Annotated in this window: 16 protein-coding genes; 14 read left to right on the top strand and 2 right to left on the bottom strand. The window is 60.6% G+C overall.

Annotation, left to right across the window (positions count from 1 at the left end; genetic code table 11):
* Nucleotides 1–103 precede the first annotated feature (103 nt).
* The 10 genes from K6N12_RS03565 to K6N12_RS03520 all read left to right on the top strand — a co-directional run bounded on the left by K6N12_RS03565 (nucleotide 104) and on the right by K6N12_RS03520 (nucleotide 9,253).
* The gene (locus tag K6N12_RS03565; RefSeq protein WP_097629412.1) at nucleotides 104–1,879 is read left to right on the top strand and encodes a methyl-accepting chemotaxis protein; all 1,776 of its coding nucleotides are present in this window, start codon (nucleotides 104–106) and stop codon (nucleotides 1,877–1,879) included.
* A 449-nt stretch (nucleotides 1,880–2,328) separates the two neighbouring features.
* Nucleotides 2,329–3,168, top strand: coding sequence for a transporter substrate-binding protein (locus K6N12_RS03560; RefSeq protein ID WP_097629413.1), 840 nt, complete (start codon nucleotides 2,329–2,331; stop codon nucleotides 3,166–3,168).
* Nucleotides 3,169–3,299: 131 nt separating this feature from the next.
* The gene (locus K6N12_RS03555) at nucleotides 3,300–3,962 is read left to right on the top strand and encodes an amino acid ABC transporter permease (protein WP_097629414.1); all 663 of its coding nucleotides are present in this window, start codon (nucleotides 3,300–3,302) and stop codon (nucleotides 3,960–3,962) included.
* Between the two features lie 5 nt (nucleotides 3,963–3,967).
* The gene (locus K6N12_RS03550) at nucleotides 3,968–4,627 is read left to right on the top strand and encodes an amino acid ABC transporter permease (RefSeq protein WP_097629415.1); all 660 of its coding nucleotides are present in this window, start codon (nucleotides 3,968–3,970) and stop codon (nucleotides 4,625–4,627) included.
* A 12-nt stretch (nucleotides 4,628–4,639) separates the two neighbouring features.
* Entirely contained in the window at nucleotides 4,640–5,410 is a 771-nt protein-coding gene (locus K6N12_RS03545) for an amino acid ABC transporter ATP-binding protein (protein WP_097629416.1), read from the top strand.
* A gap of 201 nt (nucleotides 5,411–5,611) precedes the next feature.
* A complete protein-coding gene (locus K6N12_RS03540; protein ID WP_222148745.1) occupies nucleotides 5,612–6,328 on the top strand; it encodes a GntR family transcriptional regulator in 717 nt (238 codons plus the stop codon).
* A 29-nt stretch (nucleotides 6,329–6,357) separates the two neighbouring features.
* Nucleotides 6,358–7,143: a transporter substrate-binding domain-containing protein gene (locus K6N12_RS03535; RefSeq protein WP_222148744.1), complete on the top strand. Its 786-nt coding sequence runs from the start codon at nucleotides 6,358–6,360 to the stop codon at nucleotides 7,141–7,143.
* A 79-nt stretch (nucleotides 7,144–7,222) separates the two neighbouring features.
* Nucleotides 7,223–7,894, top strand: coding sequence for an amino acid ABC transporter permease (locus K6N12_RS03530; RefSeq protein WP_183854158.1), 672 nt, complete (start codon nucleotides 7,223–7,225; stop codon nucleotides 7,892–7,894).
* On the top strand, nucleotides 7,891–8,550 hold the full coding sequence (locus K6N12_RS03525) for an amino acid ABC transporter permease (RefSeq protein ID WP_183854160.1): 660 nt from the start codon (nucleotides 7,891–7,893) through the stop codon (nucleotides 8,548–8,550). Before K6N12_RS03530 ends, K6N12_RS03525 begins: the two co-directional genes overlap by 4 nt.
* Nucleotides 8,528–9,253: an amino acid ABC transporter ATP-binding protein gene (locus K6N12_RS03520; RefSeq protein WP_097629421.1), complete on the top strand. Its 726-nt coding sequence runs from the start codon at nucleotides 8,528–8,530 to the stop codon at nucleotides 9,251–9,253. Before K6N12_RS03525 ends, K6N12_RS03520 begins: the two co-directional genes overlap by 23 nt.
* A 145-nt stretch (nucleotides 9,254–9,398) precedes the next feature.
* On the opposite strand, the gene K6N12_RS03515 is transcribed toward K6N12_RS03520, so the two are convergent.
* Both K6N12_RS03515 and K6N12_RS03510 read right to left on the bottom strand, forming a co-directional pair.
* Nucleotides 9,399–10,133 carry a PspA/IM30 family protein gene (locus K6N12_RS03515; RefSeq protein WP_183854162.1) on the bottom strand — a complete coding sequence of 245 codons (735 nt, stop codon included), beginning with the start codon at nucleotides 10,131–10,133 and terminating at the stop codon, nucleotides 9,399–9,401.
* Nucleotides 10,130–10,576 (bottom strand): YjfI family protein, encoded by a 447-nt coding sequence (locus tag K6N12_RS03510; RefSeq protein ID WP_097629423.1) that lies wholly within the window; start codon nucleotides 10,574–10,576, stop codon nucleotides 10,130–10,132. Before K6N12_RS03510 ends, K6N12_RS03515 begins: the two co-directional genes overlap by 4 nt.
* A 104-nt stretch (nucleotides 10,577–10,680) precedes the next feature.
* Here K6N12_RS03510 and K6N12_RS03505 point away from each other — a divergent pair, with 104 nt between their 5' ends.
* From K6N12_RS03505 to K6N12_RS03490, 4 genes are read left to right on the top strand one after another with little or no spacing between them, the layout of a single operon-like run.
* Nucleotides 10,681–11,736 carry an ion channel gene (locus K6N12_RS03505; protein WP_222148743.1) on the top strand — a complete coding sequence of 352 codons (1,056 nt, stop codon included), beginning with the start codon at nucleotides 10,681–10,683 and terminating at the stop codon, nucleotides 11,734–11,736.
* On the top strand, nucleotides 11,733–12,392 hold the full coding sequence (locus K6N12_RS03500) for a YjfK family protein (RefSeq protein ID WP_097629425.1): 660 nt from the start codon (nucleotides 11,733–11,735) through the stop codon (nucleotides 12,390–12,392). Before K6N12_RS03505 ends, K6N12_RS03500 begins: the two co-directional genes overlap by 4 nt.
* Nucleotides 12,393–12,425: 33 nt before the next feature.
* Nucleotides 12,426–12,827: a DUF350 domain-containing protein gene (locus tag K6N12_RS03495; RefSeq protein ID WP_222148742.1), complete on the top strand. Its 402-nt coding sequence runs from the start codon at nucleotides 12,426–12,428 to the stop codon at nucleotides 12,825–12,827.
* 13 nt (nucleotides 12,828–12,840) lie between these two features.
* Complete coding sequence (locus K6N12_RS03490) at nucleotides 12,841–13,440, top strand: DUF1190 domain-containing protein (protein ID WP_222148741.1); 600 nt, start codon at nucleotides 12,841–12,843, stop codon at nucleotides 13,438–13,440.
* The last annotated feature ends 1 nt before the right edge of the window (nucleotide 13,441 follow it).

The raw sequence follows: 13,441 nt of genomic DNA, 5'->3' as shown, positions 1-13,441 counted from the left end.
CCGCTAAACCTTATATTAATCATTAAATCCCCATTAATAGGCATAGGCAAATATTCGTGACGTGTCCGAATTGACTGCGATGAAATCTGTGGGGGATTTGTGAGTGAGCATTCTTGATCGTGGTGCAAATGCTATCGCTGCTCTCGCTGCTCTATCCAACTCGCAAGCCATGATCGAGTTCGACATGTCGGGCATGATCCTCACCGCGAACGAAAATTTCTGCAGGGCGCTCGGCTACGAATTGCGGGAGATCGCTGGACAACATCACCGCATGTTCGTCGAACCCGCCTATGCATCCTCGGCGGAATACAAGGCCTTCTGGACGAAGCTGTCAGCCGGGAAATTCGAGCAGCAGCAATATAAGCGGCTCGGAAAAGGTGGCCGCGAGGTCTGGATCGAAGCATCCTACAATCCCGTGTTCCGGCGCGGGAGACCGGTCAAGGTCATCAAGATCGCAACCGATATCACCGCGCAGAAGCTGAAATCCGCCGAGGATGCGGGTAAGATCGACGCCTTGTCGCGGGCTCAGGCGATCATCGAATTCACGCCGGGCGGCGAAGTGCTTGGTGCCAACGACAATTTCCTTGCCGCCCTCGGCTATTCGCTTGCCGAAATCCAGGGCAAACATCATTCGATGTTCTGCGAAGCTGACTATTCGAAGTCGGAAGCTTACAAGGACTTCTGGCGAAAGCTTGCGAGCGGCCAGTTGATTGCCGACGAATTCATGCGGGTGGGGAAGGGTGGACGCAAAGTCTACATCCAGGCGTCCTACAATCCGATCTTCGACCTGAACGGCAAAGTGTTCAAAGTCGTCAAGTTCGCAACCGACGTTACGGCTCGCGTCGAGAATGTCGAACAACTTGCTTACTGCCTGACAAACTTTGCCGACGGCGACCTGTCGCAGACGATCGCGAAGCCTTTCATTCCTTCGCTGGAGCGGCTGCGCACCGATTTCAACAGCGCCTCGGAGAAGCTGAAGGACGCCATGGTAACGGTGGCCGAAAATGCCAAGGCGATTTCGGCCGGTTCCAACGAAATTCGCACCGCGGCCGACGACCTGGCCAAGCGCACCGAGCAGCAAGCCGCATCCGTCGAAGAAACAGCGGCCGCTCTTGAGGAAATCACCACCACGGTCAAGGATTCGAGCCGTCGCGCCGAGGAGGCCGGTCATCTGGTGGCGCGTACCAGGGATCATGCGGAGCATTCCGGCCAGGTGGTGCGGGATGCCATCGGAGCGATGGATCAGATCGAAACCTCGTCGCACGAAATTTCCAACATCATCGGCGTTATCGATGAGATTGCCTTCCAGACGAACCTTTTGGCGCTCAATGCCGGCGTAGAGGCGGCGCGGGCAGGGGAGGCCGGCAAGGGGTTTGCGGTCGTCGCCCAGGAAGTGCGCGAACTGGCGCAGCGCTCGGCGAAGGCCGCGAAAGAGATCAAGAGCCTGATTACGGCGTCCGGTTCCCACGTCGCAAACGGCGTCGCCCTGGTGACGAACGCCGGATCGGCGCTGCGGGAAATCGCCACTCAGGTTCACGAAATCAATACCAACGTCACGGCGATCGTCGAGGCGGCGCGCGAGCAATCGACGGCGCTCGGTGGCATCAGCCAGGCCATCAACACTGTCGACCAGGGAACGCAGCAGAATGCCGCAATGGTCGAGGAGCAGACTGCTGCAAGCCATGGCCTTGCACGGGAGGCTGCCGCACTCTTCAAGCTCCTTGCGCAGTTCCGTTTCGAAGACGGGCCGAAAACACGGTCTTCGTCGTCGCAGGCGGGGCGTCATCCTTCGATGCCGTCGGCTTTAAAAGTTGTCCGCACGGCCTCGGTTCATGGAACGGCGGCTGCCGCGCTGAAGTCCGATTGGGAAGAATTCTGATTTAGTTCAAATCAAAGCGACAGCGTTGCTTGCACGCCTAAAGGCGCGGCACCGTAGGTCTGAGGGCAGCTCCGCAGGGTCTCGGTGCCGCGCGGCGCCTCGGGTTCGAGTAGAGCGTGGCACCCCACTGGATAACCTGAAGCACGCGCTCTTGCCCTTGTCATAAGGTTGGACTTCTGCCTCGCTTCGGCAATGAAGTCATTGCCGGCCGCTGCGTTGCGGCCTCCATATGCATTCCCCGATACGTCGGAACGCAGCCAGGCGATCAGCCTCGCAAGCGGCAGGAAAATGCTGCACTGCCGAAAAAATCACCACGTGCGCCGCTGCGCGTTTTTTCAGCATGACCCATTGACAATTCGTCCTTGATGGCACTTGATAGGCTATTCCAGTAAAACAGACAAGCGTCCATTATACTGGAATATACGAGAACCATCCATAAGGGGAACGCCATGACTATTTCCTTTCGCACCGGCGTGATGTCGCTGGCCGCCGCTGTGCTGCTCTCCACGCCTGCACTGGCCGACGGCAGCAAGCTCGATGAAGTGCTGGCCCGCGGCCATCTCGTGCTCGGGACGGGCAGCACCAACGCGCCCTGGCACTTCAAGAGCGCCGACGACAAGCTTCAGGGTTTCGACGTCGACATGGGCCATATCATCGCCAAGGCGCTGTTCGGCGATCCTGAGAAGATCGAATATGTAAACCAGTCCTCCGACGCTCGCATCCCGAACATCACCACCGATAAGGTCGATATCACCTGCCAGTTCATGACCGTTACCGGCGAACGTGCCCAGCAGGTCGCCTTCACCATTCCTTATTATCGCGAGGGTGTCGGTCTGATGCTCAAGGCGGACGGAAAATATGGCGACTACGCCGCTCTCAAGGCCGCCGGTTCCTCCGTCACCATCTCGGTTCTGCAGAACGTCTATGCCGAGACGATGGTGCACGCGGCATTGCCGGAGGCCACCGTCGATCAGTATGATTCCGTCGACCTGATCTATCAGGCCCTGGAGTCGGGACGCGCCGATGCCGTTGCCACCGACCAGTCGTCGCTCGCCTGGTACATGACGCAGAATCCGGGCCGCTATAAAGATGCCGGCTACGGCTGGAACCCGCAGACCTACGCCTGCGCCGTCAAGCGCGGCGATCAGGACTGGTTGAACTTTGTCAACACCGCCCTGCACGAAGCCATGACCGGCGTGGAGTTCGACTTTTACGCCAAGTCCTTCAAGACCTGGTTCGGCAAGGATCTGACGCCGCCGCAGATCGGTTTCCCCGTTGAGTTCAAGTAACGGCCATGCGGAGCGGGACCTGTCTCCCGCTCCGCTGCAGCCCCGCGCGTCTTTCGAGGCGCACAAAGGACGCTGCAACACTTTGAATCTGCGCATCGTGCACGATGCGTTAGTCTGAAAGGGCGGCCCGCATGGGTTATACGTTGAACTTCGGTGCCGTCTGGCGCAATTTCGATTTTCTGTTGAGCGGGCTTGCGCTAAGCCTCGGTTTGGCGGTGATCTCGATCCTGATCGGGGCCGTGTTAGGCCTGGTCGTGGCCTTCGCGCTGACGTCCAAAAACCGCCTGGCGGTGGTGCCGGCGCGGGTCTATGTCACTGTCATTCGCAACCTGCCGATTCTCGTTCTGGTGCTATTCGCCTTTTTTGCGCTGCCGCAGATGGGCTTGCGCCTCGACAAGATAAAAAGCTTTGTGCTGGTTCTCTCCCTCTATTCCGGCGCCTATCTAGCCGAGGTGTTCCGCGCCGGCCTGCTGTCGATCCCGAAAGGGCTGACGGAAGCCGGCCTCGCCATCGGCCTGACGGGGATGCAGATCCGCAGCTCCATTATCGCTCCGCTGATGCTGCGCAACGTGCTGCCGTCGCTGTCCTCGACGATTATCTCGCTGTTCAAGGACACTTCGCTTGCAGCCGCCATCGCCGTGCCGGAACTGACCTTTGCTGCCCGCAAGATTAATGTCGAAAGCTTTCGCGTCATCGAAACCTGGATGGTCACCTCCGCCCTCTATGTCGCGACCTGTTTCCTGATCGCCGCCGTGATGCGCTTCGTCGAGCGCCGTCTGGCCCTGCCGAGATAGACCCGATGCCCCACACCTTTCTCGAACAACTCTGGATCGCCCGCTACGTCATTATCAACGGCATCGGCGTGACCGTGTCGATCTCTCTGCTGGCCATTCTCGCAGGGTCTGTCCTCGGCGTCTTCGTCGGCCTGGCGCTCGTTTATGGCGGCGTTATTTTGCGGCTGATCGTGCGCGCCTATACCGATATTATCCGCGGCACGCCGGTACTCGTGCTGGTACTGGCAAGCTATTATGTCTCCGCCGCCGTTGGGCTCGATCTCGGGCCGTTCTCCGCCGGGGTGCTCGCCCTTGCGATCTTCTGCTCCTCGCATGTCGGCGAGATCGTCCGCGGAGCATTGCAGGCGATCCCGAAGGGGCAGACCGAAGCGGCCAAGGCGATCGGCCTGACTTTTACCCAGACCTTCACCTCGGTGCTGTGGCCGCAGGCCATGCGACAGTGCCTGCCGGCCTGGGTGAATACGGCGGCCGAGATGGTCAAGGCCTCGACGCTGCTCTCCGTCATCGGCGTTGCCGAGCTGCTGCTGCGCACGCAGGAGATCATCTCCCGCAATTTCATGAGCCTCCAGTTTTATTTCCTGGCCGGCGGTCTCTATTTCATAGTCAACTACGGCATCGAGCACTTCGGCAAATATGTCGAGCGCAAGACCGCCCTGCCGTCCTGAGGAGTTCCCCCGATGGCCAAGACCATTCTCGACATCAAGGGTCTGCGCAAGACTTACGGCGTCCACGAAGTCCTCAAAGGCGTCGATTGCGCCGTGGAGGAAGGCGAGGTTATTTCCATCATCGGCTCGTCCGGCTCCGGAAAGACCACCTTGCTGCGCTGCGTCAACATGCTGGAAGAATTCCAGGGCGGCACGATCAGTCTCGATGGCGAGGAGATCGGCTACCGCGTCGACGGCGCAACCCGCCGCCGCAAGGGCGAGAAAGAGATTGCCCGCCAGCGCGCGCTGACCGGCATGGCCTTTCAGCAGTTCAATCTCTTCCCGCATATGAGTGCCGCCGAAAACGTCATGCTCGGTCTCGTCAAGGTGAAGAAAATGACGAAGCCGGAGGCCCGCGCCGTCGCGGAGAAATGGCTCGATCGTGTCGGCCTCTCCGCTCGCACCAACCATTATCCCGGTCAGCTTTCCGGCGGCCAGCAGCAGCGTGTCGCCATCGCCCGCGCCATCGCCATGTCGCCGCGGCTGATGCTGTTCGATGAGGTGACATCGGCGCTCGACCCGGAACTGGTGGGCGAAGTGCTGCAGGTCATCAAGGGGCTCGCCGCCGACGGCATGACCATGCTGCTTGTCACCCATGAGATGCGTTTCGCCTACGAGGTTTCATCGCGCGTCATTTTCATGAACCAGGGCGTCATCTGCGAGGAGGGCGACCCGAAGGAAATGTTTGTGCGGCCGAAGACCGAACGGCTCGCGGAATTCCTCAAGACCTCGAGTTTCAACTAAAAGCACGAAGACGATCGGCGCGGCAGTTCGACCGCAGATGAGAAAGATCGCGGTCGCACTGAGCAGCGTCTTCGGGCGCCGGCGCCCGCACAAATTGCGTTCAATCTGCATTCCGGGCAGGCAAATTTTCCGCACAGCATTCGCGACATCTTGAAAATCCTGAACACAGGATTTTGGCATGGGCTTTGCTTTCTGTCTTGTATGCAAGATAGCCACACATCCGAGACCACGCAGAAATCCATCGAGGCGACGATCGTCTCCGGCATCCTTTCTGCCAAGATCCGGCCCGGTACGCGACTTGGCGAAAACCAGCTGGCAGCGCTCTTCGGCGTGTCCAGAACCCGCGTCCGGGAGGCGATGATGCGCCTGGAGTCACGCGGCATCGTGCATGTCAGCCCTCGGCGTGGTTGGTTTGTCGTCGAGCCGTCCGCGGAAGATGCGATCGCGGTCTATGAGGCGCGGCGGATCGTCGAGGCCGGGCTGCTGCGCAGCATGCGGACGCTGACGGAGGAGGGCAGCAAGGCGCTCGACGCGCATCTCACCGAGGAGCGAAATGCCATGGCGGCGGGCGACCGCCAACGCCTGACCTATCTGATGGGCGATTTCCATATCCGCATCGCCGAATTGAGCGGCAACGCCATCATCGTCGATATCCTGCGCGACCTGACCGCGCGGACGATCCTCATTTCGATGCTCTATCAATCTGAATTTCACGCCGCACAATCCCACGAGGGGCACTGCCGCATCTTCGAGGCGATGCAGGCGGGCGATTTCGTCAGAGCTGCAGAACTCTCCGTCGAGCATCTCGACGACGTGGAAATGGGCCTCGACCTCACCGCCCGCCCGGACCCGCTTTCGGATCTGTGCAATTCCCTGTCGCTCCCGCCCAGGACCGCGTCCCCGCCTCTCAGCCCCTAAAAACAGCACTTCAAAGGAGTAATGAACGCATGCTGACAATACGAGTTTTCTTCGCAATCGCGACCCTGGCGGCAGGCCTCGGCTTCAGCTCCGCTTCTCGTGCCGATGCTCTCGCCGACATCACGGCGCGCGGTACGCTGCGTGTCGCGGTTCCGCAGGATTTTCCGCCATTCGGCAGCGTCGGCACCGATATGGCGCCGATGGGCTACGATATCGACGTCGCCAATCTCATTGCCGAAAAACTGGGGGTCAAGACCGAGCTGGTGCCGGTCACCAGCGCCAACCGCGTGCCCTATCTGCAGACCAACAAGGTCGACCTGGTCATATCAAGCCTCGGCAAGAATGCGGAGCGCGAAAAGGTGATCGATTTCTCCACGGCCTACGCTCCCTTCTTCAACGGCGTGTTCGCGCCGGCCGATGTTTCGGTTGCCAAGGCGGAAGACCTCGCCGGCAAGAGCATTGGTGTCACGCGCGGCTCGGTCGAGGATTTGGAACTGACGAAGATCGCGCCGGCCGATGCGACGATCAAGCGTTACGAGGACAATAACGGCACGATCTCAGCCTTCCTGTCCGGTCAGGTCGACACCATCGCCACCGGCAACGTCGTGGCGGCGGCGATCCTCGCCAAAAATCCCCCCAAGCGCCCTGAGCTCAAATTCCTGATCAAGAACTCGCCCTGCTACATCGGCCTCAACAAGGAGCAGGCAGCTCTTCTGGAGAAGGTCAACGGCATCATCGGTGCCGCCAAAACCAATGGCGCGCTGAACGCCATATCGCAGAAGTGGCTAGGCACCGATCTCCCGTCAGATCTCTGAACGACCCGGACTTACGGATGTCATCCCGCGCCCGCAGGCGGGATGACATCCGCTCGTCACCGCAAGAGGGGACAATTCTTTGAGCTATCATTTCGAATTCGGTTGGCTGCTTCAATATTACCCTGAGATCATCAAGGGCATACTGGTCACCTTGGAACTGATCGCGATCGGCGGACTGCTCGGCATTTCACTCGGCATCGTCTGTGCCTGGGTGCGCGCACTCGGGCCGGCCTGGCTGAAACCTGTCGTTGCCGCCTATGTCGAACTGATCCGCAACACGCCGTTCCTGATCCAGCTGTTTTTCATCTTCTTCGGCCTGCCGTCGCTCGGCCTCCAGCTTCCCGAATTGACCGCCGCCAACCTCGCAATGGTCATCAACCTTGGCGCCTATAGCTGCGAGATCATTCGCGCCGGCATCCAGGCAACCCCGAAGGGTCAATTCGAGGCAGGCGAGAGCCTTGCCATGACGCGCTTCGAAACCTTCCGCCATGTCGTGCTCGTCCCTTCACTGCAGCGCATCTGGCCGGCGCTGTCGTCGCAAGTCGTCATCGTCATGCTCGGCTCGTCGATCGTGTCGCAGATCGCCGCCGAAGATCTGACCTTTGCCGCGAATTTCATACAATCGCGAACCTTCCGCGCCTTCGAGGCCTACATCGTCTCGACAGCCATCTATCTGGTGATGGCGATCCTGCTTCGGCAGGTGTTGGGCGTGGTCGGCGGCTTGATTTTCCCGAGGAGAAAAGCACGATGATCGAGTTCACCCTCTGGGACATCCTGCGAAACCTGCTGCTCGCCACCCGCTGGACGATCCTGCTTTCGCTCGTCTCCTTCGTCGGCGGCGGCGCGGTCGGGCTGGGGCTGCTGTTCCTGCGCATCAGCAAGCGCAAGCCATTCAGGCTGCTTGCGAAATATTATATCGAGCTGTTCCAGGGTACGCCGCTGCTGATGCAGCTCTTCATCGCCTTTTTCGGTCTCGGCCTCTTCGGCATCGACGTGCCGGCCTGGCTTGCTGCGGGATTGGCACTCACCCTGTGGAGCGCCGCCTTTCTCGCCGAGATCTGGCGAGGCTGCGTCGAATCGGTCGCCAAAGGCCAGTGGGAAGCCTCCGCCAGCCTCGGCATGGGCCGGCTGCAGCAGATGCGCCATGTCATCCTGCCGCAGGCGCTCAGGGTCGCCATACCGCCGACGGTCGGCTTCTCCGTCCAAATCGTCAAGGGAACAGCGCTGACCTCGATCATCGGCTTCGTCGAATTGTCGAAAGCCGGCACCGTGGTCACCAATGCCACCTTCCAGCCCTTCACCGTCTACGGGCTCGTCGCCCTCATCTACTTCGCCCTCTGCTGGCCCTTGTCGAAAAGCAGCCAGATCCTGGAAAGGAAGCTCAATGTCGCTCATCGAAATCACTGAAGTCCGCAAGAGCTTCGGAGCCACCGAGGTGCTGAAAGGCATCAATCTCGATGTGCAGGCCGGCGAGGTCATCGCCATTATCGGCAAAAGCGGTTCGGGCAAATCGACCCTGCTTCGCTGCATCAACGGCCTGGAGACCATCACCGACGGTTCCATTTCCGTGGCCGGCGCGCAACTCCTCGATGACGAAGTGCATCTGAAGGCCCTGCGCCTCAAGGTCGGCATGATCTTTCAGCAGTTCAATCTCTTCCCGCACCTGACGGCGGGCGGCAACGTCATCCTGTCGCAGACGGTGGTCAAGAAGACCCCGAAGGCCGAAGCCGAGGCCATCGCCCGCAAGATGCTGGAGCGGGTGGGGCTTGGGCACAGGTTCGACGCCTATCCGGACGAACTCTCCGGTGGCCAGCAACAGCGCGTCGCCATCGCCCGGGCGCTCGCCATGCAGCCGGCAGCCCTTCTCTGTGACGAAATCACCTCGGCGCTCGACCCGGAACTGGTCGCCGAGGTTCTGGCCGTCGTGCGCGAGCTTGCCGCGGAAGGGATGACGCTGCTGATGGTCACCCATGAGATGAAGTTCGCCCGCGACGTCTGTAGCCGCGTCGTCTTTATGCATCAGGGCCGGGTCCACGAGGTGGGCCGGCCGGAGGAGGTCTTCGCCAACCCGCAGACGGCCGAGCTGAAGCAGTTTCTCGGCGTCAATTAGAAACGACGACATGCTCTCGCTTATGCCGGCCGGCTTCGTCGCAGAAGATGGCGCACGCGCGCCGCTTTCAACCAACAAGCGCGCGGGCGCTCGAATCCGCAGACGTGCTGGGAACGGCAGGCAAGGCTGCCGTCCCCAGGGATTGTCAGTCTTTCTGGCCGGCGGGGGCGGGCAGCAAGACCGGCTCGGCCGAATGTTTGGGGAGCATTAGTTGTGCCAGAATGTCATCGGCCGAATGGCTGGAACCGCCAATGCCGGCTTCGCGCAGCTGACGATCGAGATCGCCGCCGTTTTCCAGCGCGGCGAGCTCTGCACCGGCTTCGATGCGCCCGGCAGTGATTTCCTGGCGTTTCTTGATGCGTTCGAGACTTTCGACGGCGCTGCCGAGACGGGTATTGATGCCCGACTGGTTATGGGCGATCGCCGACTGAGCGCGCAGCAGCGACTCGTTGGCTTTGACGTTCTCCACCTCGCGCTTCATCTGAGCAATGCGTGCTTCGGTGTCCTGGATCGTGCGCAGCATCTGCTGCTGGCGGGGCAGCAGCCGATCGAGCTCTTCCTGGTCGCGCTGCACTTCGGAACGGCTGGTGGCGATGCGCTGCGCCAGGCCCTGAGCGAGATCCGTGCGGCCTGCCGATATCGCGGCGCGAGCGCTGTCGGTATCCTTGGTTTCCTTTGCGCGGTTTTCTTCCAGGCGGCGCATGACGCTCTTGTTGGAGGCCATGATGCCGGCCAGATCGGATCGCGCCCGGCGCAGCGACTGTTCGGCGTCGCGGATTTCCTGGTCGAGAATGCGCATGGATTGGTTGTCGGCGGCGGCTTCAGCCGCCTCGTTGATGCCGCCGCGAATGGCGGTGAAAATCTTTCCCCAGGTGCTCATGCGGCAATCTCCCCGCTTTTCCATTCATCAATCATGTGTGCCGCATCGACGGCATTGGCCGCCAGAATTGCCACCTCTTCGACCACCGTGTCGGCTGGCGAGTGCGCCGACAGCGAACCGAACAATTCATACCATTCCTCACCGTCGATGGTGGTGATGCCGAAGCTGGAGAGCGGCACGAACTTGTGCGTCTTGAGCACCATGCGTTCGAAGGCTTCGCGATTGGGCACCTCCTTGCACGGCAAAAGAACGGCGCTGACAAGAATGTCGCGTTCTCCGCTGACCGCGACGAAGACGTCGAGATCGCCTTTTTCCTTGAGGGTGACGCATATGACGTCGCCCTGTTCGGGTACGGCTACGTCCACATCACCGAGCGCCGCCGGATCGGCGGCGAACAGGCGCGTTAAAGTGGTGAGGTTCCAGGTCTCCAAAAAGTCCTCCATCGGTTAGAATTCGAAAAATATCTGGGTATCCGATATGCCACTTAAAGGGGTGGCGCGGTAAATAAATTTCGCTAGGTTACGCACGGGGAACGGGGGCGAATCGCGTGCCATTTATCGCTTCATTGCTGCGGCGTGTATATCTCTCGCTCAGCGAATTGGCCTGGTCCGCCCTTTTTATTCTTCTCGTGATCCATCTGGCCGCCTCCTACCTGCTCTTTATGCTGTGCGGCGAAGGCGATCTCGTCGGCAATCCGATCGATTTTCTTTACTACTATATGGTGACAGCCACGACGGTCGGCTATGGAGATCTTTCCCCAAAATCGGGATTTGGCCGGATCATTGCCGTCCTCTTCGTCCTGCCCGGCGGCATTGCCATCTTCACCGCCGTTCTTGGCAAATTGTTGACAACGATCGGCACGATCTGGAGGAACCGCATGCGCGGATTGGGTGACTACAGCGAACGCAGCGGTCATATCATCGTCTTAGGCTGGCAGGAGGGGCAGACATACCAGATGCTGCGGCTGCTGCATGCCGAACGGCAGGCCAACGAACCAATGAGCGTTCTGGTTGCCAAGGAGCTGGCGGAGAATCCCGTCAGCGATTACACCGACTATATCAGAACCGAGCGGCTCGCCGATGCGGACGCTCTGGTGCGGGCCGGAGTGGCGCAGGCGCGGGCAATCATCGCGCGCGGAGCAAATGACGACGAGACGCTGGCCGCGGTGCTGATTGCCGAAGACCATGCGCCCAATGCCCATATCGTCGCTTATTTCGCCGACGACCGCACAGCCCAGATGGTCAAACAACTCCGGCCGCGCGTCGAGGCGGTGGGCTCGCTCGCCGAGGAGCTGCTGTCGCGTGCAGCCCGCGATCCGGGCTCTTCGGAGATCGCCGCACGGCTGCTATCGGCCGCCTCCACCGATACGGCCTTTTCCCTGCCGGTTCCGCCTTTGCAACGGCCACTGCTCTATGGAGACGTATTTTTAAGCCTCAAGCGTGAGCATAACGTCACGCTGGTGGGCTTGCTGAGCCAGGGCATCACCGACCTCAATTGCCGGGACGAGGTGCTGATGCGGGGCGGCGAGACTCTTTACTACATCAGCGGAATGCGGCTAGATCCCGCTGCCGTCGCTTGGGCTCGAATGGGAGACGTATCATGATCGGCTGGTTCGGCAGAGACAAGAACGAAAAGCCCTTGCCCAGAGAACTTGGCCCCTTGGGCGCCGCCATCGGCGGGGCTCTGGAGATCGATTTCCTCTCCCTCGAGGCCGAGGCTTTGGGCGGCGAGCCGGCCATGCCGCTGCCACGGAGCGGCCCCTTCATCATTGCCGGCTACGGCGAGAGTTCGCTCGATGCCGCAACGGTTCTGTCGCGCTACTACGATGAGGACCACCGGATGATCCAGGTGATGTCGGCGTCGGGCCAGCCGGGCGATGCCGTCGACGACATCAGCTTTTATCAATCCTGGGACAGCGTCGTGCCGGCCGGGCAGAGCGAATGGAACCGCTGGACCGGGCCGGGCGGCCTGATCGGCCAGCCATCCTACGATGCCGACGGTATCCTCTATAGCCGCTTCTGGGGCGAAGGCCCGGAGCGCGCGCAACTGGTGGAATTTGTCGAAAAGGTCGAGGATGGTGAAGCGCAGCGCTCCATTCACCAGACCTGTATGTTGTATTACCGCCCGCTTGGCTCGACGCGCGAAATGCTTCTGATCAATGTCGAGCGTGATCTCGACCTCGGACAGAGCCAAGCGGGAAGCTCGGTGGAATTTCTGATCGGTTATGGGCTTGCTCCAGCCGATGTCCGCCGCGTCTGACACACTATCAATTTTTGACGGAGGAGTTTTTCAATGCTCGATTACGTGGCGGGTCTGCCTTCCTTCCTTGGTTATTTCGCCGTTGGTCTTGGCGCCTACGTTGTTTTTGCGGTGATCTACACATTCCTGACGCCGCAAAAGGAAGTTCAGCTCATTCGTGCCGGCAACCTCGCCGCGGTGACGGCATTTCTCGGCGCGCTTGTCGGTTTCAGCCTGCCGCTGGCTTCGGCCGCCGCCAATTCGGTCAGCATCATCGACTACATCATATGGGCGGTGATCGGCATTCTGGCGCAGGTCCTTGCTTTCTATATTGCGAATTTCACCATGCCGGACCTGCATGAGAAGATCACCGCCGACGATATCGCCGCGGGCATATGGGGCGGCGGCATCGCATTGGTCATCGGTATTCTCAACGCCGCCTGCATGACCTATTGAGGGGAGGGGAACGATGCGCAGACGTAAGAGCGGGCACAGACGACCCTTCCTGGCCCTAGGCACTATCGCTGCCTCCACCCTGGCGCTATCCGGTTGCGGCGACCAGACGCCTTCGGAGGTCATGTTCACCTCCGTCGACCAATGCGTGCAATCCGGCATGGACCGGCAGGTCTGCCAGGCCGGCTATCAGGATGCCATGCGGGCTCATCTCGCCACCGCGCCGCGTTTCAACGGCATGGCCGCCTGCGAGGCCGAATACGGCGCGGGCCATTGCTCGGAGCAGCCGGCCAATTCAGTCCCCAACAATACCGGCGGCAGCGGCAGCTTCTTCATGCCGTTCCTGGCAGGCTACATGCTGTCCTCGGCACTGAACAACATCGGCGATTATTCCGACTATCGCCGGCGCCAGGAGGAGATGGGTTATTACTACGGTTCGACGCCGATTTACCGCAATCGCTCCGGGCAGACGGTGACAACGGTTCGATCAGGCGGCGCGGGCAACGACAGTCTGACTGCGCCCTCGCGCCAGAGCGTCAAGCCGGTCAACGTCAATACCCGCACCGTCGCCCGTCAAGGCTTTGGTGGCCGTTCGTCGTTTAGTTTCGGCGGCTGAC

The organism is Rhizobium redzepovicii (assembly GCF_019793435.1).
In the GTDB taxonomy this organism is placed as follows: Bacteria; Pseudomonadota; Alphaproteobacteria; order Rhizobiales; family Rhizobiaceae; genus Rhizobium; species Rhizobium redzepovicii.
The sequence above is the reverse complement of the archived record's forward strand: the minus strand, read 5'-3'. Positions and strand labels throughout refer to the sequence as shown.